This is a genomic window from Parahaliea mediterranea (assembly GCF_003402235.1).
Classification (GTDB): domain Bacteria; phylum Pseudomonadota; class Gammaproteobacteria; order Pseudomonadales; family Halieaceae; genus Parahaliea; species Parahaliea mediterranea.
Genome location: NZ_QEWO01000009.1, coordinates 23,189 through 45,479, shown reverse-complemented (window position 1 = coordinate 45,479; position 22,291 = coordinate 23,189). Strand labels below are relative to the sequence as shown.

General features: G+C 62.1%; 20 protein-coding genes. 9 read left to right on the top strand and 11 right to left on the bottom strand.

Annotation, left to right across the window (positions count from 1 at the left end; translation table 11 throughout):
- The first annotated feature begins 59 nt into the window (after positions 1-59).
- The 8 genes from DDZ17_RS22555 (at position 60) to trpC (ending at position 10,297) form a co-directional block, all read left to right on the top strand.
- Complete coding sequence (locus tag DDZ17_RS22555) at positions 60-440, top strand: hypothetical protein (RefSeq protein WP_157976773.1); 381 nt, start codon at positions 60-62, stop codon at positions 438-440.
- A gap of 123 nt (positions 441-563) precedes the next feature.
- Complete coding sequence (locus DDZ17_RS20665; RefSeq protein WP_116368945.1) at positions 564-1,097, top strand: DUF411 domain-containing protein; 534 nt, start codon at positions 564-566, stop codon at positions 1,095-1,097.
- Positions 1,094-2,407 carry a TolC family protein gene (locus DDZ17_RS20660; protein WP_116368944.1) on the top strand — a complete coding sequence of 438 codons (1,314 nt, stop codon included), beginning with the start codon at positions 1,094-1,096 and terminating at the stop codon, positions 2,405-2,407. Before DDZ17_RS20665 ends, DDZ17_RS20660 begins: the two co-directional genes overlap by 4 nt.
- Before the next feature lie 10 nt (positions 2,408-2,417).
- The gene (locus DDZ17_RS20655) at positions 2,418-3,989 is read left to right on the top strand and encodes an efflux RND transporter periplasmic adaptor subunit (RefSeq protein ID WP_116368943.1); all 1,572 of its coding nucleotides are present in this window, start codon (positions 2,418-2,420) and stop codon (positions 3,987-3,989) included.
- On the top strand, positions 3,982-7,104 hold the full coding sequence (locus DDZ17_RS20650) for an efflux RND transporter permease subunit (RefSeq protein ID WP_116368942.1): 3,123 nt from the start codon (positions 3,982-3,984) through the stop codon (positions 7,102-7,104). Before DDZ17_RS20655 ends, DDZ17_RS20650 begins: the two co-directional genes overlap by 8 nt.
- Before the next feature lie 759 nt (positions 7,105-7,863).
- Positions 7,864-8,460, top strand: coding sequence for an anthranilate synthase component II (locus DDZ17_RS20645; protein ID WP_206613612.1), 597 nt, complete (start codon positions 7,864-7,866; stop codon positions 8,458-8,460).
- On the top strand, positions 8,457-9,500 hold the full coding sequence (trpD, locus tag DDZ17_RS20640) for an anthranilate phosphoribosyltransferase (protein WP_116368941.1): 1,044 nt from the start codon (positions 8,457-8,459) through the stop codon (positions 9,498-9,500). The genes DDZ17_RS20645 and trpD overlap by 4 nt, the downstream gene beginning before the upstream one ends.
- On the top strand, positions 9,497-10,297 hold the full coding sequence (trpC, locus tag DDZ17_RS20635) for an indole-3-glycerol phosphate synthase TrpC (RefSeq protein ID WP_116368940.1): 801 nt from the start codon (positions 9,497-9,499) through the stop codon (positions 10,295-10,297). The genes trpD and trpC overlap by 4 nt, the downstream gene beginning before the upstream one ends.
- Here the strand turns inward: trpC and crp are convergent.
- Entirely contained in the window at positions 10,294-10,938 is a 645-nt protein-coding gene (crp, locus tag DDZ17_RS20630) for a cAMP-activated global transcriptional regulator CRP (RefSeq protein WP_116368939.1), read from the bottom strand. The genes trpC and crp overlap by 4 nt on opposite strands.
- A 124-nt stretch (positions 10,939-11,062) precedes the next feature.
- Here crp and DDZ17_RS20625 point away from each other — a divergent pair, with 124 nt between their 5' ends.
- Positions 11,063-11,491, top strand: a complete 429-nt coding sequence (locus DDZ17_RS20625; RefSeq protein WP_116368938.1) for an OsmC family protein — start codon at positions 11,063-11,065, stop codon at positions 11,489-11,491.
- 70 nt (positions 11,492-11,561) lie between these two features.
- Here DDZ17_RS20625 and coq7 read toward each other — a convergent pair whose 3' ends face one another.
- The 10 genes from coq7 to DDZ17_RS20575 all read right to left on the bottom strand — a co-directional run bounded on the left by coq7 (position 11,562) and on the right by DDZ17_RS20575 (position 22,060).
- On the bottom strand, positions 11,562-12,212 hold the full coding sequence (gene coq7, locus DDZ17_RS20620) for a 2-polyprenyl-3-methyl-6-methoxy-1,4-benzoquinone monooxygenase (RefSeq protein ID WP_116368937.1): 651 nt from the start codon (positions 12,210-12,212) through the stop codon (positions 11,562-11,564).
- 26 nt (positions 12,213-12,238) lie between these two features.
- Positions 12,239-13,534 carry a phosphoribosylamine--glycine ligase gene (purD, locus tag DDZ17_RS20615; protein WP_116368936.1) on the bottom strand — a complete coding sequence of 432 codons (1,296 nt, stop codon included), beginning with the start codon at positions 13,532-13,534 and terminating at the stop codon, positions 12,239-12,241.
- A gap of 173 nt (positions 13,535-13,707) precedes the next feature.
- Entirely contained in the window at positions 13,708-15,282 is a 1,575-nt protein-coding gene (gene purH, locus DDZ17_RS20610; protein ID WP_116368935.1) for a bifunctional phosphoribosylaminoimidazolecarboxamide formyltransferase/IMP cyclohydrolase, read from the bottom strand.
- Positions 15,283-15,297: 15 nt separating this feature from the next.
- The gene (fis, locus tag DDZ17_RS20605) at positions 15,298-15,615 is read right to left on the bottom strand and encodes a DNA-binding transcriptional regulator Fis (RefSeq protein WP_116368934.1); all 318 of its coding nucleotides are present in this window, start codon (positions 15,613-15,615) and stop codon (positions 15,298-15,300) included.
- Complete coding sequence (gene dusB / locus DDZ17_RS20600; protein WP_206613611.1) at positions 15,612-16,613, bottom strand: tRNA dihydrouridine synthase DusB; 1,002 nt, start codon at positions 16,611-16,613, stop codon at positions 15,612-15,614. Before dusB ends, fis begins: the two co-directional genes overlap by 4 nt.
- A gap of 158 nt (positions 16,614-16,771) precedes the next feature.
- The gene (gene prmA, locus DDZ17_RS20595) at positions 16,772-17,668 is read right to left on the bottom strand and encodes a 50S ribosomal protein L11 methyltransferase (protein ID WP_116368930.1); all 897 of its coding nucleotides are present in this window, start codon (positions 17,666-17,668) and stop codon (positions 16,772-16,774) included.
- Between the two features lie 18 nt (positions 17,669-17,686).
- Complete coding sequence (gene accC, locus DDZ17_RS20590) at positions 17,687-19,027, bottom strand: acetyl-CoA carboxylase biotin carboxylase subunit (RefSeq protein ID WP_116369000.1); 1,341 nt, start codon at positions 19,025-19,027, stop codon at positions 17,687-17,689.
- A 54-nt stretch (positions 19,028-19,081) separates the two neighbouring features.
- Positions 19,082-19,543, bottom strand: coding sequence for an acetyl-CoA carboxylase biotin carboxyl carrier protein (accB, locus tag DDZ17_RS20585; protein ID WP_116368928.1), 462 nt, complete (start codon positions 19,541-19,543; stop codon positions 19,082-19,084).
- Positions 19,544-19,595: 52 nt separating this feature from the next.
- Complete coding sequence (aroQ, locus tag DDZ17_RS20580; protein ID WP_116368926.1) at positions 19,596-20,036, bottom strand: type II 3-dehydroquinate dehydratase; 441 nt, start codon at positions 20,034-20,036, stop codon at positions 19,596-19,598.
- Between the two features lie 260 nt (positions 20,037-20,296).
- The gene (locus DDZ17_RS20575; protein WP_116368924.1) at positions 20,297-22,060 is read right to left on the bottom strand and encodes a protein-disulfide reductase DsbD family protein; all 1,764 of its coding nucleotides are present in this window, start codon (positions 22,058-22,060) and stop codon (positions 20,297-20,299) included.
- Positions 22,061-22,291 lie beyond the last annotated feature (231 nt).

Sequence of the window (22,291 nt, the reverse complement as noted above, 5' to 3'; positions counted from 1 at the left end):
GCTTTGTCAGGGGTCACGGGGGACATTAAAAAGGGCGGTGCAAAAATGGGTGGAACTGAGTGAACTTCTACACAGGTATTGTCACGCTGTTGGTAGTGGTGTTGCTGACACAGACTGCGGAAGCGGTTGCGCTAACCTGCGGTCTCAGTGGCGTGGGGGCAGGAGCATTAGCATCGCAGCAAAATACTCCCTGTCACCAGGGTGGGAACACTTCGGTACATCCTGTCCATGAACAGGATGTTGAAGCGGATTTTTGCAACGTTGATCGACCGGGGGAGGAGTGTTCGCTGACAGGAGGATGTGCCTTGCCGATGCAGTTGCTGGCATCAACCATGGCTGCACCAATGGCATCGGACAATCGCTCTACTGGCATCGCTTCCCATCCCATTGTCTTGCCGCCGGCGCCGGTTTTTCTTTTCCTAAGGCCTCCCATCGCCTGATTTCACAGGCGCAATTTGTCCAGAAACCCCAGGCAAGGTGCCCAGTCCAGTAGGGCAGGGGCATACACACAACCGTGTTGCCGGAAGCTGAAATTGATTGGCGATTTATCGCCGGAGGCAAATATGAAGTTATCGCAATTAAAAGGCCTAACGTTAGGGTTGATCATGCTCCCCCTGCTGGCTGCCTGTGGTGGTGAGTCGCAAGGCAGGTCAACACCCAGCGGGTCCGATTCATACGGGGTGGAAAAATTCACCGTCTACAAGCAACCCACCTGCGATTGTTGCAAGAAGTGGATGTCTCGCCTTGAAAAAGCAGGGTTCGACACGACCGCGAGACACCCATCGGATCTCAATGCCATCAAAGAGGGATACCAGATCGAGCCCCGTCACCAGTCCTGCCATACCGCCGTGTCGTCTCAGGGGTACGTGTTCGAGGGGCATGTTCCGGCGCGCTATATCCGGGAGTTCCTGGCGAATCCGCCGCACAACGCCATCGGACTTGCGGTGCCCGGCATGCCGCTGGGCAGTCCTGGTATGGAAGTCGGGGACAGATTTACGCCCTATCAAGTGCTGCTGCTGAAAAAGGACGGTAGCAGTGAAGTGTTTGCCAGCGTGGAAAACGCGGCTCAGCAATATCAGCGGGAAGCACAACCATGAAAGTATTCATACACCTGCTAATCCTGCTGTTCGGTGCCGGCAGTGTCCTCGTCAATGCACAGGCAGTAGAGGAGGGATTGACGCTGAACAAGGCAGTCGACATCGCCATTACGGCCGATCCCTGGCTGGCTGGCAGCCGCCATACCCAAGCTGCCTTGAGTGACGAAGCCACGGCTGCGGCCACCCTGCCGGACCCAAGGATGAGCCTGACGGCCGGTAACTTTCCCGTGGATACCTTTGACATCGATCAGGAGGCCATGACCCAGCTATCCGTGGGGATCAGCCAGATGTTTCCCCGGGGTGACACGCTCGCGCTGGCGAAGCAACAGAAACAGCAGCTCGCGCTGCGCCATCCATTGTTGCGGCAGGATCGCCGGGCCAAGGTGGCGGCGACGGTGACGCAGTTGTGGCTGGAGGCATTCAAGGCCCAGGAGAGCATTCGGATCATTGAACAAGACCGATCTTTGTTCGAGCATCTGGTGGATGCCGCGCAGGCGAGCTATGCGACAGCGGTAGGTCGAACACGTCAGCAGGATGTGATCCGCGCGCAACTGGAATTGACCCGCCTCGAGGATCGTTTGACGGCACTCAGGCAGCAACAGGAAGCTGCCCAGAAGCGCCTGGCCGAATGGGTTGGCTCGCGAGCCAACATCGGCCTGGCACCGACGCTGCCAACTCTCTCGCCCACTGCGTCAGTGTCGGCTCAGGCTTCCGAACAGGAACGTTATGAACGGATCATGAGTCATCCCGCCTTGCTGGCGATGGACTTGCGGATTGACGCCACGGCAACCGATATCGACCTGGCGCGCCAGAAATACAAGCCAGAGTGGGGGATCAACGCCCAATACGGCTATCGCGATCAGGACCCGCTGGGCCGGGACAGGGCTGACCTGTTCTCCCTCGGAATAACCTTCGATTTGCCAATTTTCACATCCAACCGGCAGGACAAGGCCCTGAGCGCCGCGGTGAGCCGCACCGAGGCGATCAAGACCGAGAAATTACTGTTGAGCCGCCGGCTGGTGTCAGAACTGGAGACGGCGGCGGTCGACCTGGCCCGCCTCGATGAACGTCATGCCCTCTATGTCGACCAGCTGCTGCCACAAATGGCCGAACAGGCTGAAGCCTCGCTGGCCGCCTACAACAACGACGACGGCGACTTTGCGGAAGCGGTGCGTGCCCGCATTGCCGAATTGAACGCCCAAATCGATGCCCTGGCCATTGCAGTGGAACGGCAAAAGGCGACTGCCCGGATCAATTACCTGCTTACCCAAGCATCGGCTGACGCCCTGCGATCGGTAGAAGATTTATAAGGAGATCATCATGAATGTATTTTCGAAACCCTTGATCGCGGCCGTTATCGGCATTGTGATCGGCGCTGCGGGCGTCTGGCTGCTGAGTGCTGCCAGAGAAGATGGTGCGCAAACCGTTGTTGGCGAACGCAAGCCGCTCTACTGGGTGGCGCCCATGGATCCAAACTACCGGCGCGACAAGCCTGGCAAATCACCCATGGGCATGGACCTGATCCCGGTATACGAGGAAGGTGATAGCGAGGATGAAGCCGGTACCGTGCAGATTTCGCCGGATGTCGTCAATAATCTCGGGGTCCGTACTGCCAGTGTGGAATCAGGTCGGTTGTCCCTGGACGTCAAAACGGTGGGGTATGTGCAGTACGATGAAGACCGATTGGTCCACATCCACCCCAGAGTGGAGGGATGGGTCGAGAAACTTCATGTCAAGGCCGATGGTGATCCGGTTGAAAAGGGGGAACCCCTGTACGCTCTTTATTCACCAACCCTGGTGAATGCCCAGGAAGAGTTGGTGCTGGCACTGAAGCGTGACAATCCTCAGCTGGTTCGCGCCGCCGTCGACCGACTGACGGCCTTGCAGGTTCCCCAGAGGGCAATCGAACAGCTGCGTCAAACCCGACAAGTCAATCAGGCAATCACCATTGCCGCGCCGCAATCCGGTGTCGTGGACAACCTGGGCGTGCGCGAGGGCATGTTCGTCAAACCCGGCATGAGTCTGATGACCATAGGCCAACTGGAGCATGTTTGGGTGATCGGTGAAATCTTCGAACGCCAGGCCAGCCTCGTCAGAACCGGAAACAGGGTACGCATGCGACTTGATTATCTGCCTGGCCGGGAGTGGTTGGGACAGGTGGATTACGTTTATCCCTCGCTGAACGACGAGACGCGCACCGTGCAGATTCGAGTGCATTTCGACAATGCCGACAGGTTTCTGAAGCCGGGCATGTTTGCCGAAATGCACATCCAAACCCAGCCGGGGACTAAAACCCTGTTGATCCCGCGGGAGGCGCTGATTCGCACCGGCACCCAAGAGCGCGTGGTACTGGCCCTGGGCGAAGGCAGGTTCAAGTCCATTGCCGTGAAGGTCGGACGCGTGGGAGAACGACAGGTGGAAATACTGTCGGGGCTCAAGGAAGGCGAGCATATCGTCACTTCCGCACAGTTCCTGATCGATTCGGAATCCAGTAAGACATCGGATTTCAAGCGGATGTCCCATGCCGGGGAGGTCGAAGCGCCTCTGGCGGTATGGGTGCAGGCACGCATAGAGAGCCTGATGCCCGACCACTGGATGGTGACCCTGGCCCATGCCCCGATTGATGCCTGGCAATGGCCGGCGATGACCATGGATTTCGCTGTCGCCGAGTCGGTCGATATGGAAGAGCTCCGGCAAGACATGCGCCTGCAGGTTCAGGTCACGCAGGATCCCGACAAGGGTTATCGGGTAACCCAGGTGCGGATCCCGGACCAAACGCGAGGCAGCACTGAGCCATATTCCCCAGAGGATAGGGAAGCGGGCTCTTCAGTGGACAAGCAAAAAGGGATGACCCATGAAGGTCACGATCAGAAGGAGAGCGACCATGATTGAATCCATTATTCGCTGGTCGATCGGCAATCGCTTTTTCGTATTGCTGGCTACCCTGATACTGGTCGGCGGCGGCCTGTTCGCACTGAAAAACACCCCCGTGGATGCCATTCCGGACCTGTCCGACGTCCAGGTAATCATCAAGACCAGCTACCCGGGGCAGGCGCCGCAGGTAGTGGAGGACCAGGTGACCTACCCACTGACCACCGCCATGTTGTCGGTGCCGGGTGCCGTCACGGTGCGGGGATACTCCTTCTTCGGCGACTCCTACGTCTACGTGATTTTCGACGAGGACACGGACGCCTACTGGGCGCGCTCGCGGGTGCTGGAATACCTGTCCCAGGTGGCGCCCACGCTGCCGCCCAACGCGCGACCGCAACTGGGACCGGATGCCACCGGTGTTGGCTGGGTCTACCTCTACGCGCTGGTGGATCGCACTGGCCAGCATGACATTAGTCAGCTTCGCAGCCTGCAGGACTGGTTTCTGAAATATGAACTGCAGACAGTGCCCGGGGTTTCCGAGGTCTCTGCACTTGGCGGCATGGTCAAGCAGTACCAGGTAAAGGTAAATCCGGAAAAACTGCGAGCATTTGGTATACCGCTATCCCATATCCAGATGGCCATTCAACGCGGTAACCAGGAGATGGGCGCCTCGGTAGTGGAAATGGCCGAAGCCGAGTACATGGTTCGCGCCAGCGGCTACATTCAGGGCATCCAGGATCTCGCCACCATCCCGCTGGGCGTGAACGTCAACGGTGCACCGCTGCTACTCAAGGACGTGGCTGATATCGAGTTGGGGCCACAGATGCGCCGGGGTATCGCCGAACTCAATGGTGAAGGCGAGACGGTCGGTGGCATCGTGGTGATGCGCTTTGGCGAAAATGCCCAGAAGACCATCAATGGCGTCAAGGCCAAGCTGGAGAAGCTCAAGGCAGGCTTGCCGGAGGGTGTCGAAATCGTCACCGTTTACGATCGATCGGGGCTGATCTCTCGAGCCATTGAAAGCCTCTGGAAGAGCCTGCTTGAAGAGCTCGCTATTGTGGCAGCGATTTGTGTCATTTTCCTGTTTCATGTCAGATCGTCCCTGGTAGCGGTCATCAGTCTGCCACTGGGTATCCTGACGGCATTCATGGTTATGTATTGGCAGGGTATCAATGCCAATATCATGTCGCTCGGGGGTATCGCGATCGCGATCGGCGCCATGATAGATGGCGCTATCGTCATGATCGAAAACATGCATAAGCATATGGAACGTATGCCCTTGACCACGGAAAACCGTTGGCAAGTCGTAGCACAATCGGCTTCCGAGGTGGGTCCGGCATTGTTCTTCAGCTTGCTTATTATCACAGTGAGTTTTCTGCCGGTATTCACCTTGGAAGCCCAGGAGGGCCGGATGTTCTCACCCCTCGCCTTCACCAAAACCTATGCTATGGCGGCCAGTGCCGCGCTGGCCATCACGGTGGTGCCGGTGCTTATGGGGTATTTCATTCGTGGGAAAGTAGTCGCTGAAGGCAAAAACCCGATTAACAGGATTCTGATCGCGGGGTATATGCCGCTGCTAAAAGCCGTATTGCGTTTTCCAAAAATAACACTTGTTATCGCTGTGTTGATCTTCCTAATTGGGATCTGGCCGGTGAACAAAATCGGCAGCGAGTTCATTCCCGATCTTGATGAAGGGGATCTCATGTACATGCCCACTACCTATCCTGGGCTATCTGTTGGCAAGGCTAGAGAACTGCTCCAGCAGACCGACAAGCTGATTGCCACCGTGCCAGAGGTGAAAACCGTGTTTGGAAAGATTGGACGCGCCGAGACGGCGACGGATCCGGCACCGCTGACCATGATCGAGACTTTTATCCAGCTTAAGCCGAGGGAGGAGTGGCGTGAGGGTATGACCACGGAGAAGCTCAAGAAGGAGCTGGATGCGCTGGTGCAATTTCCCGGCCTGACTAACGCCTGGGTAATGCCCATCAAGACACGCATCGATATGCTGGCCACCGGCATCAAGACGCCGGTGGGCATCAAGGTGGCCGGCGAGGACCTGAAGGAAATCCAGAAGGTTGGCCAACAACTGGAACAGATCCTCAAGGATGTGCCCGGTACCGCCTCGGTTTACTCCGAACGGGTAGCGGGCGGGCGCTATATCAAGGTGGATATCCAGCGGGAACAGGCCGCGCGCTACGGCCTCAATATTGCCGACGTTCAGCAGGTGGTAGCCACCGCCATTGGCGGCATGAACGTGGCCCAGACCATCGAGGGATTGGAGCGCTATCCGGTGAATCTGCGCTATCCACAGGATTACCGCGACTCGCCGGAGCAACTCGCACTCTTGCCCATTGTCACGCCTGGTGGTCAACGCATCGCTCTGGCGGATGTGGCGAATGTCTACGTGGAAGACGGTCCACCGGCCATCAAAAGCGAGAATGCGCGGCTCAATGGTTGGACCTTTGTCGATATCGACGGCGTGGACGTAGGCAGCTATGTCGAGCAGGCAATGGCGACCGTCGCGCGAGAGCTGGAACTGCCCGCGGGTTACTCCGTAACCTGGTCTGGCCAGTATGAGTATATGCTGCGGGCTAAGGAAAAGCTGACCTATGTGGTGCCACTGACTTTGGCTATTATCATCGTGCTGCTGTACATGAATTTCCGGAGCATTGCTGAGGTTGCCATAATTTTAGGTACCTTGCCGCTCGCTGTAGTTGGGTCCATTTGGCTGATGTACCTTCTGAATTACAATTTTTCTGTAGCTGTGGCGGTTGGGTTTATTGCTCTTGCCGGTGTCACGGTGGAGATCGGCGTCATTATGCTGACCTACCTTAACCAGTCGTATACTCAACTTTTGAGTGATGGCGAAGAACTAAAGGCGCCGCTACGGAAGGAGGAGCTATCCGAGGCGGTGATACGTGGGGCTGGACTACGTGTTAGGCCGGTCATGATGACTGCGGTGTCCACTATTGCTGGGTTGCTGCCCATTATGTTTAGCTCTGGCACTGGTGCAGAAGTTGTTAGCCGAATTGCGGCTCCAATGGTAGGCGGCATGGTAAGTGCGCTTATTCTGACCCTGCTGGTACTGCCGGCTGTATACTACTTGTGGCGTGAGCATTCTTTGAGATCCTGATGGTCGTGTGTACACCAAGCTGTAGTTGGCCTCGTGCGCGGGAAGTGAAACCTGTGCCGGGTTCAGCCTGGTTACACTTCCCGCGCGTCATCGGTCTGATTAGCGCCCAGCTCAGATTGCCTCGCAATAGGTATTTTTCGGGGTGTTCACCAGAGCTACACACACCGCATTTGATGGTGGTGAGGACGTTTGGGGCTGTAGCTCCTAGTCGTTTGAGACAACATGTTAGTAGACGACAAATGTGGCTTCCGTGTTAGAATACTTGGGTTTTTTTGAGCCCCTGCGCGCGGAGTTCCACGCTTGGCTCTCCGATCCACTTGACTAAGGTCTGCCATGACCCGTACCGCTTCGATTACAGTTGCTTTGTGGTGGCGCTTCCAATAGGGAGCGGCTCGTCGTTGCGGTTTCGACCGCGCCTTGCCGCCGAACCGGTGGTCAAGGTATAGCAGATGACTCTCCGGCACGGCGGCTCCAAGACCTAAGGAGATTGCCCGGTGCCACTTACATTACTTGTCCTTTATCAGAGCATGCGGCGTGTAGCTGGGTTGCATCAGACGGTTGTGCTTGCCATTGGCTTTAGATCCTGGGTTACCAATACTGTGTTTTGCTTGCAGAGTGCAGTTCCCCGCCTGTGCTTCGGGGCTGCCTGCGAGGTGGTTTCCGGGTATTGTCTGCGGGAATCCAAAGTCAATGTGTATAATGGAGTGTATAACAGGATGGCGATATCTCCTATAAAGTCAATTAAATCAAGGAGTTATAATGCATAAAATCCTGATGATCGATAACTACGACTCCTTCACCTACAACGTGGTGCAGTACCTCGGGGAGTTGGGGGCGGATGTGCACGTGGTGCGCAACGACGAGATTACGGTGGGCGATATCGCCGCCCTCAAGCCCGAGTGCATTGTGATTTCCCCGGGGCCGTGTACGCCGAACGAGGCCGGTGTGTCGATGGCGGTGATTCGCGAGTACGCCGGCAAGTTGCCGCTGCTGGGTATCTGCCTTGGCCACCAGAGTATTGGCCAGGTGTTCGGCGGCGAGGTGGTGCGGGCGCGGCAGGTCATGCACGGCAAAACCTCCCCCATCCATCACCGGGGTGAAGGCGTGTTTGCCGGCTTGAGCCAGCCCTTCGAGGCCACCCGCTACCACAGCCTGGTGGTGGCCAAAGACAGCCTGCCGGACTGCCTGGAAGTGACGGCGTGGACAGAGACGGACGATGGCCAGGTCGATGAAATCATGGGCCTGCGCCACAAAACGCTGGCGGTGGAAGGGGTTCAGTTCCACCCGGAATCCATCCTCACCGCCCATGGCCACGATTTGCTGCGCAACTTTCTGGAGCAAGGGGGCACGCGATGAAGATTGAACAGGCCCTGCCGCGCTGGGTGGAGCGCGAGGACCTCAGCGACGAGCAAATGACCGCGGTGATGCGCCAGGTGATGTCTGGCGGCGCCACCGATGCGCAGATTGGCGCCATGCTGGTGGCCCTGCGCATGAAGGGCGAGAGCATCGGCGAGATTGCCGCCGCCGCGCGGGTCATGCGCGAGCTGGCCCTGCCGGTGGAGGTTTCCAAGGCGCACCTGGTGGATCTGGTGGGCACCGGCGGCGATGGCGCCAACCTGTTCAACGTATCCACCGCCGCCACCTTTGTGGCCGCGGCGGGCGGTGCGCGCATGGCCAAGCACGGCAATCGCTCGGTGTCCTCCACCTCCGGCAGCTCCGACGTGCTGGAAGCCCTGGGGGTGCCGCTGGATCTCACGCCGGCGCAAACGGCCCGCTGTATTGACGAGGTGGGCATGGGCTTCATGTTTGCCCCCAACCACCACAGCGCCATGCGCCATGCCGTTGGCCCGCGCAAGGAACTGGGCATGCGCACCCTGTTCAATATCCTCGGCCCCCTGACCAACCCCGCCGGCGTGCAGCGCCAGGTGCTGGGGGTGTTCAGTGCCGAGCTGTGCGAGCCGCTGGCCCATGTGCTGCATAACCTGGGCCATGTGCATGCCCTGGTGGTGCATGCCGACGACGGCCTGGATGAGTTGTCGATTGCCGGGCCCACGCGGGTGGCGGAACTGCGCGAGGACGAAGTGGCTGTGTACACCGTCAGCCCGGGGGATGTCGGCCTGCAGGCGGCGAGCCTGGACGGCCTTAGCGTGGCAAGCGCTGGCGAATCCGCGGCGCTGATTCGCGCCGCCTTCGCCAATGAAGACAGCGCGCCGGCACAGAAGGCCGCCGCCCTGATTGCGCTCAACGCCGGCGCCACCCTGTATGTCGCGGGGCTGGCCGCCAGCCTGAAGGAGGGCGTAGCGCTGGCGGAAGACCTGATTGCCAGTGGCCAGGCCCTGGAAAAACTCAAGTCCTATGTCGATTTCACCCAGATGATCAAGGCCGTTTCCGCATGAGCAGTACAGCGCCCACCATCCTGCGTCGCATTGTTGCGCGAAAATGGGAAGAGGTGGCCGAGCGCCGCCGCAAGGACAGCATTACGTCGCTGGAGGCGCGCATCAGCGAACAGAGCCCGGCGCGCGGCTTTGCCGCCGCCCTGTCGACGCGCGCAGGCTCCGGGCAGGCCGCGGTGATCGCCGAGGTGAAAAAGGCTTCCCCCAGCAAAGGGGTGATTCGCGCCGACTTCCAGCCGGCGGCGATTGCAACCAGCTACGCCGAGGGCGGCGCGGTCTGCCTGTCGGTGCTGACCGACATCGACTTCTTCCAGGGCGCCGATGCCTACCTGCGGCAGGCCCGCAGTGCCTGTGAACTGCCGGTGATCCGCAAAGACTTTACCGTGGATCCCTACCAGGTGGTGGAGGCCCGGGCCATTGGCGCCGATGCAATTCTGCTGATTGTGGCCTGTCTGGAGGATGCCCAGATGGCGGAACTGGCGCAAACCGCCGCCGAGGTGGGCCTGGATGTGCTGGTGGAAGTGCACGACCGGGCGGAACTGGAGCGGGCCCTGCCGCTGGAGCTGCCCCTGGTTGGCATCAACAACCGCGACCTGCACACCTTCGATACCCGGTTGGAGACCACGCTGGATTTGCTGGCGCACATACCGGCGGGGCGCACGGTGGTGACCGAAAGCGGTATTCACACCCCCGAGGATGTGGCCTTGATGCGTGACAGCGGGGTGAATGCCTTTTTGGTGGGAGAAGCCTTTATGCGGGCCGAGCGGCCCGGCGACAAGCTGCGGGAGCTGTTTTTCTAGCGGGTGCCGTACACCACCATCGTTTTGCCGGAGACGGACACCAGGCCGTCTTCTTCCAGGGTTTTCAGTACCCGCCCGGCCATCTCCCGCGAGCAGCCCACGATTTTGCCCAGTTCCTGACGGGTCACCTTGATCTGCATGCCGTCCGGGTGGGTCATGGCGTCGGGCTGTTTGCACAAATCCAGCAGGGTGTGGGCCACCCGGCCGGATACGTCCACAAAGGCCAGGTCTTTCAGTTTGCGGGTGGTCTGGCGCAGGCGCACGCTCATCTGGCGGCCGATGGCGAACAGGATGTCGGGGTACTGGCTGCGGATCTGGTGGAAGCGGTCGTAGGAAATCTCCGCCACTTCGCACTGGTTTTTGGCGATCACCATGGCGCTGCGGGCTTCGGGTTGGTCCTCGAACAGGCCCATTTCCCCAAAGAAGTCCCCCGGGTTGAGGTAACTCACCACCATCAGGTGGTCCTTGTCGTCCTCGTCCTGCACCTGGATGGAGACGGAGCCTTCCAGAATCAGGTAGAGCGAATCGCTCAGCGCGCCCTCTTCCAGAATGACGCTCTTGTTGCTGTAATCACGGCGCTGGCAGTGGCGGAGAAAACTCTCCACATTGGGAATGGCATTGAGTATTTGTGGTTTTAGCACAGCGCTGGCTCCCTACCTTGCGGCCGTAAAACGGCTGCTATCTTAACGCAGGCTCGTCGAAGTAAAAACACTCCCGCTGTGCTAAGCTGCCCCGCCGCGAAAGACCAGTCCAGAAGGAACCAGCATGCAGGCAACCGTGAAGTGGATGGATGGCGCCATGTTCATTGGCGAATCCGGCAGTGGCCACACCGTGGTGATGGACGGCCCCGAGGATCTCGGCGGGCGCAACATGGGCGTGCGGCCCATGGAAATGCTGCTGCTGGGGGTGGGCGGCTGCTCGATCTACGACGTGATCAGCATGCTGAAAAAGTCCCGCCAGAAGGTGGTGGACTGCCGTGTGGAATTGCAGGCCGAGCGGGCCGACGCAGTGCCGGCGGTGTTTACCCGCATCAACCTGCACTTTGTGGTGACCGGCGAGGCGCTGAAAGAATCCCAGGTCAAACGGGCGGTGGAACTGTCTGCCGAGAAGTACTGCTCGGCATCCATCATGCTGGGCGCTGCCGGGGTGGAAATCACCCACAGCCACGAGATTGTTGAATTCGCGCCGGCCTGAGCCGCCGGCGGTGAGCGCCGCTGTTATTGCCGCCGTTTAACGCTGCGCGGCTCTTTGACGCTGCGCGGCGTTACACCCAATAACTGCTTTTTGTCATCACCTTGGACACCAGGCTCATGGCGTCCTTCACTGGCTGCGGGAAATCGGCGCCGCCCGCCTGCAGGGCGTTGTGGCCGTGGCGCTCCTCATCTTCCAGCATCTGCTGCAGAATCAGCTGCGATTTGCGATCCGTCGTGGGCAGTTGCTTCAGGTGATTGCGCAGGTGGCGGCACACCCGCTCCTCGGTGGCGGCCACAAACCCTAGGCTCCACTTGTCACCCACTGCGCCGGCTGTGGCCCCCAGCAGGAAGGACAGGCCATACCAGGCCGGGTTGAGCACGCTCGGCCGGCTGTCCAGTTCCTGCAGGCGCTGGTCGCACCAGGCCAGGTGGTCGGCCTCTTCCCGCGCCGCTTCTCGCATTTCCTCGCGCACATCGGGCAGTTTGGCGGTCAGCGCCTGGCCCTGGTACAGGGCCTGGGCGCACACTTCGCCGGTGTGATTGACCCGCATCAGGCCCGCCACATGGCTGCGCTCGCGTTCGCTCAGGCGGGTGTCGGAGTGGCCCTCGGCGGGAGAGGGCCGTGCCGCGGTGCGCTTGCGCGCGGCCAGGGTTTGCAGGGCGCTGCCCGCCTCGCCCAGCAGGCGATCGATGGGGCTGAAGCTGCGTTTTCGGGTGGCCATGGTGGGTGACCTCCTGCCGGTGTGGCTTACCTGGCGGCCTTGATGTGGCGTTCCACGGCGCGCCAGCCAATGTCGTTGCGCTTGGTCATGCCGTCCCAGCGTATTTTCTCCACCGCCTGATAGCAAGTTTGCTGGGCCTCGGCGATGTTGGCGCCAAGGGCCGTTACGCAGAGTACGCGCCCGCCATTGGTGACCACGTTGTTGCCATCCAGCGCGGTGCCGGCGTGGAACACCTTGATGTGGCCGGGGAAGAACGTATCCAGGCCCGAGATCACCTTGCCCTTGGCATAGCTGCCCGGGTAGCCCGCAGCGGCCAGTACCACGCCGATGGCAACGCGCTCGTCCCACTCGGCCTGGGCCTGGTCCAGTTGGCCGTCGATGGCCTGCTGGCACAGGTCGACCAGGTCAGATTTCAGGCGCATCAGGATGGGCTGGGTTTCCGGGTCGCCAAAGCGGCAGTTGTACTCGATGACCTTGGGGGCGCCGTCGGCGGTGATCATCAGGCCAGCGTAGAGGAAGCCGGTGTAGGGATTGCCCTCGGCGGCCATGCCGCGCACGGTGGGCAGAATGACCTCGTCGCGAATGCGCTGGAACACCGCCTTGGTAACCACCGGTGCCGGTGAGTAGGCGCCCATGCCGCCGGTGTTGGGGCCGGTATCGCCCTCGCCAATGCGCTTGTGGTCTTGGCTGGTGGCCATGGGCAGCACGTGCTGGCCGTCCACCATGACAATAAAGCTGGCTTCTTCGCCTTCCAGGAATTCCTCAATCACCACCCGCGCCCCGGCCTCGCCAAAGGCATTGCCAGACAGCATGTCGGTGACCGCCGCCTCGGCCATGGCCAGGCTGGTGGCCACCACCACGCCCTTGCCGGCGGCCAGGCCGTCGGCCTTGATCACGATGGGGGCGCCTTTATCGCGCAGGTATTGCAGGGCCGGCTGCAGCTCGGTGAAGGTGGCGTAGTCGGCGGTGGGGATGTTGTGGCGGGCGAGGAAGTCCTTGGTGAAGGACTTGGAGCCCTCCAGCTGGGCGGCGCCCTTGCCGGGGCCGAAGCAGCGCAGGCCGCGCTCGCCAAAGTAGTCGACAACGCCCTCCACCAGCGGCGCCTCGGGGCCAACCACGGTCAGGCCGACGTCATTGCCCTCGGCAAATTCCGCCAGGGCCGGGAAGTCCAGCGGGTCGATGTCGACATTGCGCACACCCCACTCACCGGCGGTGCCGGCATTGCCCGGCGCGACAAAGACGGTTTTTACCGCCTTGGACTGGGACAGTTTCCAGGCCAGCGCGTGTTCGCGCCCGCCGCTACCAATCACCAATACATTCATTCCAGATTCAACCTTGTTCCAATTCGAAGTGCTAACGACTTGCTAGGTGGTTCCAGGTGAGTGCGAGACGAGGCGAAGGTGGAAAAACAAGCGGAGCGTACACGAAAGTACGTGAGCATTGTTTTTTCATCTTCAACGCGGTATCGCGCCACCTGGGGCCGCATGGTGCGCCATTAGTGTCTGAAATGACGCATGCTGGTAAACACCATCGCCATCCCGTGCTCGTCGGCGGCGGCAATCACCTCTTCGTCGCGGATTGAGCCGCCGGGCTGGATGACCGCGGCAATGCCGCGCTCGCCGGCGCTGTCGATGCCGTCGCGGAAGGGGAAGAAGGCGTCCGAGGCCATCACCGAGCCCTTCACCGCAAGGCCGGCGTGCTCGGCCTTGATGGCGGCGATGCGGGCGGAGTTCACGCGGCTCATCTGACCCGCACCCACGCCCACGGTCTGGCCCTGGTGGGCGTAAACAATGGCGTTGGACTTCACGAACTTGGCCACCTTCCAGGCAAACAGCAGGTCGCTCATCTGCTCGGGAGTGGGCTGCACCTTGGTGACCACCTTGAGGTCGGCCTCGCTCACCATGCCCAGGTCGCGGTCCTGTACCAGCAGGCCGCCGTTGACACGCTTGTAGTCAAAGGCGGACTGCGGCGCGCTCCAAGCCCCGCAGGCCAGCAGCCGCACGTTCTTCTTGGCGCCCACCACTTCGGCGGCCTCGGCGCTGACGCTGGGGGCGATAATCACCTCCACAAACTGGCGCTCGACAATGGCGCTGGCGGTGGTGGCATCCAGCTCGCGGTTAAAGGCGATGATGCCGCCAAAGGCGGATTCCGGGTCGGTGGCGAAGGCCAGTTCGTAGGCCTGCAGCAGGTCTGCCGCAACCGCCACGCCACAGGGATTGGCGTGCTTGACGATCACGCAGGCTGGGGCCTCAAAGTTCTTCACGCACTCAAGGGCGGCGTCGGTGTCGGCCACGTTGTTGTAGGACAGCTCCTTGCCCTGCAGTTGTGTTGCCGTGGCAATGCCGGCCTCGGCAGGGCTGGCCTCCACGTAAAAGGCGGCCTTCTGGTGGGGGTTTTCGCCGTAGCGCATGTCCTGCGCCTTGTGAAACTGGGTGTTGAAGGTGCGCGGGAAGTCCGCCGAGCCGCCGGGCACTTGCCGGCCGAAGTAATTGGCGATGGCGCCGTCGTAGGCAGCGGTGTGTTCATAGGCCTTGATGGCCAGATCGAAGCGGGTATCCAGGGAGGTGGCGCCATCGTTGGCGCGCATCTCGTTAAGGATGGCGTCGTAGTCGCCGGCGTTCACCACAATGTTGACAAAGCGGTGGTTCTTGGCCGCGGCGCGGACCATGGTGGGGCCGCCGATGTCGATGTTCTCGATGGCGTCTTCCAGGGTGCAGCCCGGTTTGGCAACGGTGGCCTCGAAGGGGTAGAGGTTCACCACCACCATGTCGATGCCGTTGATACCGTGCTCGGCCATCACCGCGTCGTCCTGGCCGCGGCGGGCGAGGATGCCACCGTGGATTTTCGGATGCAGGGTTTTTACCCGGCCGTCCATCATTTCCGGGAAGCCGGTGTAGTCGGCCACTTCGGTCACCGCAAGGCCCTGCTCTTTGAGCAGGCGGTAGGTGCCGCCGGTGGAAAGCAGTTCCACGCCCAACTCGCGCAGGGCGGTGGCGAACTCCACTATGCCGGTTTTATCGGAAACGCTGATCAGCGCGCGCTGGACGCTCACAAAATTGCTGTCGCTCATGGCCTCTCTTGCCTGTCAGTCTTTGTTGGAAAGCAGGTCGTACTGCTTGAGTTTTTTGCGCAGGGTGCCGCGGTTCAGGCCGAGCATGATCGAGGCCCGGGTCTGGTTGTGGCGGGTGTAGGTCATGATTTCCCGCAGCAGTGGCGCCTCGATCTCGGCCAGCACCAGCTGGTAGAAGTCGGTGGTCATCTGGCCGTCGAGCTGGGCCAGGTAGTCGCGTACCGCGCGGGTCACGGCCTCGGCCAGTTCACTGTTGTTGTTGTCGCTGTTGGCGGGCTCCAAGCTGACCGGGTCATCGCCGGCCAGTGGGCTCAGGTGTTCGGCCCTGTTCATGCTGCTAGTTCCTTCTGGTCTGTGTTGCCACCGGCTGCCTCGAAGAGCGCCTGCAGGTGCCGGTGTTGCGCTTGCGCACTGGTGAGGGCGTTGAAGCCCTTGCGCTGGGGTGCGAGCGCGGGATGTTGTTGCAGATACCAGCCCACGTGCTTGCGGGCAATGCGCACGCCCATGAACTCGCCATAAAAGGCGTGCAGGGCGGCCAGGTGATTGCGGATGATCTGCCATTGCTGGCCGAGGTCAGGGTCGGCAAGCAGCTCCCCACGCTCAATCCAGGCGGCAATCTGGCCGCACAGCCAGGGCCGGCCCTGGGCGGCGCGGCCAATCATCACGCCGGCGGCGTTGGTGTGGCGCAGCACCTGGGCGGCCTTGTGCGGGCTGTCGATGTCGCCGTTGGCCAGTACCGGGATGTCCACGGCGGCTACGATGTCGGCAATGGTGTCGTATTCCACTGCGCCCTTGAAGGCGCAGGCCCGGGTGCGCCCGTGTACGGACAACAGCTGGATGCCGGCGTCCTCGGCAATGCGGGCGATGGCTACGCCATTGCGTTGTTCGGGTGTGCTACCGGTGCGAATTTTGAGGGTGACGGGCACGTCCACCGCGTTCACCACGGCGTGCAGAATGTCGGCCACCAGCGCCTCGTTGGCCAGCAGCGCCGAGCCCGCCGCCTTGCGGCACACCTTTTTGGCCGGGCAGCCCATGTTGATGTCGATAATCTGTGCGCCGCCGGCCACATTCATCTGCGCGGCGGCGGCCATTTCCTGCGGGTCGGATCCGGCAATCTGCACTGAGCGCGGCTCTGCCTCGTCGTCGTGGCGGCTGCGCCACTGGGACTTGCGGGACTGCTGCACGCGGGGGTTGCTGCTGAGCATTTCAGACACCACCAGACCGGCCCCCTGGGCGGCGGCCAGGCGCCGGAAGGGCAGGTCGGTCACGCCGGCCATGGGCGCCAGAGCCACCCGGTTGGCAAGCCTGTAGGGTCCGATGTGGAGCGTCACGATGAGGGCAGAAAATGCGTCGAAAAAGAGGCGGTATTCTACTGGAGAGCCTTGAAGGGTAAAAGCGTACCCGGCTAAAAAATGGCTAAATTTTGAGCTGGATCAGGCTTGCTTTTTTGCCGCCAAGTGTCGGCCGGGCCGCTGGCCGAAGCGGGCAATCACTTGCCTTGGGGCAGGCGGCCCTGCAGGCACACCCAGCCGTCTTTTTCGCCGGCAATGTGCAGCTCAATACGCTCGGCATAGTGCGCGCAGATGGCATCGGCCTGGCTCAGCAACAAACCGGACAGCATCAGAGTGGCCCCCGGCCGGGCCAGCGCCAGCAGGGTGTCGGACAGCTCCATCAGCGGGCCGGCAAGGATGTTGGCAATCACCACCTCGGCCTGGCCCTGCCAGGCGGGAATGGGCGCCGCCCCGGGCAGGGCGGTGGCCAGGGCGCTGGTGGCAATGCCGTTGCGCTCGGCATTCTCGCGGGTGGCCGCCAGGGCCTGGGGGTCATTGTCTACGCCCAGTGCCTGGGCGGCGCCGAGTTTCAGGGCCGCCACGGCCAGAATGCCGGAGCCGCAACCGTAGTCGACAACCTGCGCCCCGGACAGCGGCAGGGCATCCAGGGCGGTAAGACACAAAGCGGTGGTGGGGTGGGTGCCGGTGCCAAAGGCCAGGCCCGGGTCCAGCAGCAGGTTGACGGCGCCGGGTTCCGGCGGCTCCAGCCAGCTGGGGCACACCCACAGCCGCTCGCCAAAGCGCATGGGCTGGTAGTGCTTGATCCACTCCCGCTCCCAGTCTTTGTCTTCAAGGATTTCCACCCGCGCCGCGCAGTTGGCCAGCAGGGCTTCGGGGAAGCTGGTCAGCACGGCGTCCATGTCGGTGTCGGCGGGATAGAGGCCGGTCAGTCGGGTCTGCTGCCACAGGGGCGTCTCGCCCACGGCTGGCTCCAGCACCGGCTGGTCGGCGTTGTCCTCCAGGGTGACCGCCACCGAGCCGCTGGCCAGCATCCGCGCTTCCAGCGCCTCGACCTGGTCGGGGTGGGTGTCCAGGCGCAGTTGCAGCCAGCTCATGGTGGAATGCCGGAGGACTCAGTCCTCCAGCTTGCTCTCCAGGTAGTGAATGCTCACACCACCGGCCTGGAAGGCGCGGTCCACCACCAGTTGCCGATGCAGGGGGGTGTTGGTGCGAATGCCTTCTACCACCAGTTCGTCCAGGGCCTGGCGCATGCGGGCCAGGGCGGTGCTGCGGTCTTCGCCGAAGCTGATCACTTTGGCGATCAGCGAATCGTAGAAGGGTGGCACGGTGTAGCCGTCGTACAGGTGGGAGTCCACCCGGATGCCAAGGCCACCGGGGGCGTGGAAGGTGGTGACCTTGCCCGGGGAGGGAATGAAGGTGTGCGGGTCTTCGGCGTTGATGCGGCACTCAAAGGCGTGGCCGCTGATCTTCACATCGTCCTGGGTGATCGACAGGGGCATGCCGGCTGCGATGCGCAGCTGCTCCTTGACGATGTCGATGCCGGTGACCATTTCGGTGACCGGATGCTCCACCTGTACGCGCGTGTTCATCTCGATGAAGTAGAAACCGCCGTCCTCGTAAAGGAACTCAAAGGTGCCGGCGCCGCGATAGCCAATTTCCACGCAGGCGTTTACGCAGGCCTCGGCCACCTGGGCGCGCAGGTCTTCGTCGATGCCCGGGGCTGGCGCTTCCTCCAGCACCTTTTGGTGGCGGCGCTGCAGGGAGCAGTCGCGGTCCCCCAGGTGAATGGCGTTGCCCTGGCCATCGGCAATGACCTGGATTTCCACATGGCGGGGCTTCTGCAGGAATTTTTCCAGGTAGACCACATCGGAGCCGAAGGCCGCGCCGGCCTCGGTCTGGGTGAGCTGCACTGAGCCCAGCAGGGCCGCTTCGTTGTGCACCACCCGCATGCCGCGGCCGCCGCCGCCAGCGGCGGCCTTGACGATCACCGGGTAGCCGATGCGGCGGGCGATCTCCAGGGTGCGCTCGTCGTCATCGGTCAGGGGGCCGTCGGAGCCGGGTACGGTGGGTACGCCGGCTTTTTTCATCGCATCGATGGCGGAGACTTTGTCCCCCATCAGGCGGATGGTGTCGGCACGGGGGCCGATGAAGGTAAAGCCGCTTTTTTCCACCTGCTCGGCAAAGTCGGCGTTCTCCGCCAGAAAGCCGTAGCCCGGGTGGATGGCGGTGGCGTTGGTGACTTCGGCGGCGCTGATGATGGCGGGCACGTTCAGGTAGCTCTGGGCGCTGGCGGCGGGGCCGATGCAGACGGACTCGTCCGCCAGGCGCACGTGCATCAGGTCCTTGTCGGCCTTGGAATGCACCGCCACGGTCTTGATATTCAGTTCCTTGCAGGCGCGCAGCACCCGCAGGGCGATTTCCCCGCGGTTGGCGATCAGCACCTTATCCAATATCGGCATCTTGCGATCCTCTGTAACTGGGCATTGGCGGGCGTGGCCCGCGCGGCATCAGACGATGGTGAACAGGGGCTGTTCGAATTCCACCGGTTCGCCGTTTTCCACCAGGATTTCGCCGATGGTGCCGGACTTGTCGGCCTCGATCTGGTTCATCATTTTCATCGCCTCGACGATGCACAGCACGTCGCCGGCCTTCACGGTCTGGCCCACTTCCACGAAGTGGGCGGCGGTGGGGGAGGGCGAGCGGTAGAAGGTGCCCACCATGGGGGAGGTGACCACGTGGCCACTCAGGGCAGGGGCTGCCTCCGCAGCCGGCTCGGGGGCGGCGGCCGGGGCTGGCGCCGGCGCGACGGGTGCTGGCGGCGGGGCCATGGCGTAGCTGGCGGGGGCCATCATCGGCTGGCCGCTGTTGCGGCTGATGCGCACCGATTCTTCGCCCTCTTTGATCTCGATTTCGTCGATGTTGGACTCTTCCAGCAGCTCGATCAATTTTTTGACTTTACGAATGTCCATAGTCGGTTCTCTTCGTTTTCGATGGTTAGTCGGGACGGCAAAAAAAAGCCTGTCAGCCTTCCAGTTCGCGCAGGGCGGCTTCCAGGGCGTATTCGTAGCCACCGGCTCCCAGCCCGCAGATCACCCCGCGGGCGAGGTCGGAGAAGTAGGAGTGGTGGCGAAAGGGTTCGCGGGCGTGCACGTTCGACAGGTGCACCTCAATAAAGGGGATGTCCACGGCGGCCATGGCATCGCGCAGGGCCACGCTGGTGTGGGTGAAGGCGGCGGGGTTGATCAGGATGAAATTGACCCCCTCCTGGCGCGCTTCCTGCACCCGTTCAATCAGCTCGTATTCTGCATTGCTCTGCATGGACAGCAGGTGGTGGCCACGCTGGCGGGCAATGTCTTCAAGGCGGGTGTTGATCTGGTCGAGGGTGGTGCTGCCGTAAACGGCGGGCTCGCGCGTGCCCAGCAAATTCAGGTTGGGGCCGTGTAACACCAGAATGCTAGCCATGTGGAGCGCTCTCCCCTGCCGTGGCGCGCAACAGATTAAGGAATTAGAAGCAGCGCGCGAATTGTGTGGAATTCTGGCGCAAAGTTGGCGGATTGTCCAACCTTGTGGTGGGTTTTAACGATTTTGGCCACATTTAGGCCGATTTTCCCGGCGGTATATGGGAAGTTTTCCTGTTTCTGGGGGTTCGCGACTTCTCCGCGCTTGCTGGCGGCAGAATGGCGGCGGATCACGCATCCTGCCGCCAACGTCGACAAATCTGCCTATAACGCGCTGGCAACAGCCGTCTTTTCGCCAGCGATATGCTCCAGCGCTTCCAGTACCGTGTTGCGGGTGAGCAGTTGCGGCAGGATCAGCGGCGCTGCGGCGGGGTCGGCGGGGTACAGAATATAGAAGGGAATGCCGTTGCGGCCGTGCTGGCGCAGGAACTCGGCGATCTCCGGGTCGTAGTTGGTCCAGTCCGCCACCAGATAGGCCACGCCGCCACTGTCGAAGGCCTGGCGTATCTCCTCGGTATTGAGTACGGCCTGTTCATTGGCGATGCAGGTGATGCACCAGTCGGCGGTGACATCCACAAACACACTGCGCCCCGCGGCGCGCAGGTCGGCCAGGGCGCGCGGTGACCAGGCTTCGCTGTGGGCGAGCTCGCTGGCCCGGGGCCCCTGGCCGGTGCCGGTGGGGGCCGCCGCCAGTGCTACCGCCACCGCCACGCAGCCCACTGCCGCCACCTGCCGCCACAGCACCGCCTGCCACAGCCACAGGGCCAGGGCCAAAAACAGCCCGCCCAGCAGGGCCGCAGCCATGGTGTTGACGCCGGCCTGGCGCCCGGCCACCCACAGCAGCCAGATGGCGCTGGCGTACAGGGGGAAGGCCAGAAACTGCTTGAGGGTTTCCATCCAGGGGCCGGGGCGTGGCATCAGGCGCCGGGCCAGGCCGCTGTAGCTCAGCAGCACCAGCGGGGCGGCCATGCCGGCGCCCAGGGCGGCAAAAATCGACAGGCTGGCGGCGGGTGGCTGAGTGATGGCAAAGCCCAGTGCCGTGCCCATCAGCGGGGCGGTGCAGGGGCTGGCCACCACCACCGCCAGTACGCCGGTAAAAAAGCTGCCGCTGTCGCCCTTGCGTCCGGCCAGGTTGGCGCCGCTGTTCATCAGCCCGGCGCCCAGTTCCACCACGCCAGACAGGGCCAGACCCATGGCCAAAAACAGGTAGGCCAGGGCAATCACAAAACCGGGGCTTTGCAGTTGGAAGCCCCAGCCCACGGCGCGGCCGCCCTGCTGCAGGGAAATCAGCGTTGCCGCCACAATCAGGAAGCTGGTGACAACGCCGGCGGCATACAGCCAGCTCTGGCGGTGGCGCTGGTGGGGGCTGGCGTCGGCAAAGCTGAGCACCTTGAGCGACAGCACCGGGAAGACGCAGGGCATCAGGTTGAGCAGGCTGCCGCCCAGAAAGGCCAGCAGGGCCATGGCGGCCAGGGTGGACAGGCTGGCCGTCTCCTCGGGGGCGGTGTTGGCGGCAGTGTTGGTGGCGGGGCCGGCGCGGGCGGGTGGCGCCAGTTCGGTGACGGCGCCGGTGTCAAAGTTCACGCTGAAGCGCTGGTCCCGGGGCGGGTAGCACAGGCCGGCATCGGCACAGCCCTGGCTGCTGAGGGTGAGGGTGGCTTCGCCGCTGTGGCGCTCGGTGTCCAGCTGGATGTCGGCCTGGTTGTAGTACACCCGGGTATCGCCAAAGAATTCGTCGTGGCGCTCGATGGCCGGCGGGAAGGCGGGCGTCGCGCTCACCACGCCCTCGGCGTCGCTCAGCCCAAAGCGAAACTGGTGCTGGTACAGGTAGTAGCCATCGGCAATCTGCCAGTACAGGCGCAAACCCCGAGCGTTGGGCTCGATAACCACCTGGTAGGCCTCTTCCACCGGCAGAAAGCTCGGCTGGGCCGCGCCGCCAAAGGGGTTGCCGGGTTGGCCGTTGCCGCCGAACTGGGCGTGGCTGAGGCTGCTGATGAACAGCAGAAGGCTGGCGAGTACCAGGCGCATGAAGTCTCCTGAAATGTGTTCGGATAGCCGGTCAGCGGCCAAGTTTAGCAGTGGTCCGGGGGCCGCCCAACGCCGATTCGCACCCGGGCAGTGTTATAGTCCTCAGACGCCGGCGCCGGCAATTGGTTTCATCGTCCGCGCAGTTGGGTGGACGCCGTCGCAGATTGAATTGCAAGGTGAGTTACAGAGCGCGTTGCAAAGTCTGTAGCAGGAACGATCAGCAGATATAAA

Bases quoted from the DNA above. Each gene is read 5' to 3' on its own strand.
- DDZ17_RS20665 (WP_116368945.1), top strand. From the start codon at position 564: ATGAAGTTATCGCAATTAAAAGGCCTAACGTTAGGGTTGATCATGCTC.
- DDZ17_RS20660 (WP_116368944.1), top strand. From the start codon at position 1,094: ATGAAAGTATTCATACACCTGCTAATCCTGCTGTTCGGTGCCGGCAGT.
- DDZ17_RS20655 (WP_116368943.1), top strand. From the start codon at position 2,418: ATGAATGTATTTTCGAAACCCTTGATCGCGGCCGTTATCGGCATTGTG.
- DDZ17_RS20650 (WP_116368942.1), top strand. From the start codon at position 3,982: ATGATTGAATCCATTATTCGCTGGTCGATCGGCAATCGCTTTTTCGTA.
- DDZ17_RS20645 (WP_206613612.1), top strand. From the start codon at position 7,864: ATGCATAAAATCCTGATGATCGATAACTACGACTCCTTCACCTACAAC.
- trpD (WP_116368941.1), top strand. From the start codon at position 8,457: ATGAAGATTGAACAGGCCCTGCCGCGCTGGGTGGAGCGCGAGGACCTC.
- trpC (WP_116368940.1), top strand. From the start codon at position 9,497: ATGAGCAGTACAGCGCCCACCATCCTGCGTCGCATTGTTGCGCGAAAA.
- DDZ17_RS20625 (WP_116368938.1), top strand. From the start codon at position 11,063: ATGCAGGCAACCGTGAAGTGGATGGATGGCGCCATGTTCATTGGCGAA.
- coq7 (WP_116368937.1), bottom strand. From the start codon at position 12,212: ATGGCCACCCGAAAACGCAGCTTCAGCCCCATCGATCGCCTGCTGGGC.
- purD (WP_116368936.1), bottom strand. From the start codon at position 13,534: ATGAATGTATTGGTGATTGGTAGCGGCGGGCGCGAACACGCGCTGGCC.
- purH (WP_116368935.1), bottom strand. From the start codon at position 15,282: ATGAGCGACAGCAATTTTGTGAGCGTCCAGCGCGCGCTGATCAGCGTT.
- fis (WP_116368934.1), bottom strand. From the start codon at position 15,615: ATGAACAGGGCCGAACACCTGAGCCCACTGGCCGGCGATGACCCGGTC.
- prmA (WP_116368930.1), bottom strand. From the start codon at position 17,668: ATGAGCTGGCTGCAACTGCGCCTGGACACCCACCCCGACCAGGTCGAG.
- accB (WP_116368928.1), bottom strand. From the start codon at position 19,543: ATGGACATTCGTAAAGTCAAAAAATTGATCGAGCTGCTGGAAGAGTCC.
- aroQ (WP_116368926.1), bottom strand. From the start codon at position 20,036: ATGGCTAGCATTCTGGTGTTACACGGCCCCAACCTGAATTTGCTGGGC.
- DDZ17_RS20575 (WP_116368924.1), bottom strand. From the start codon at position 22,060: ATGCGCCTGGTACTCGCCAGCCTTCTGCTGTTCATCAGCAGCCTCAGC.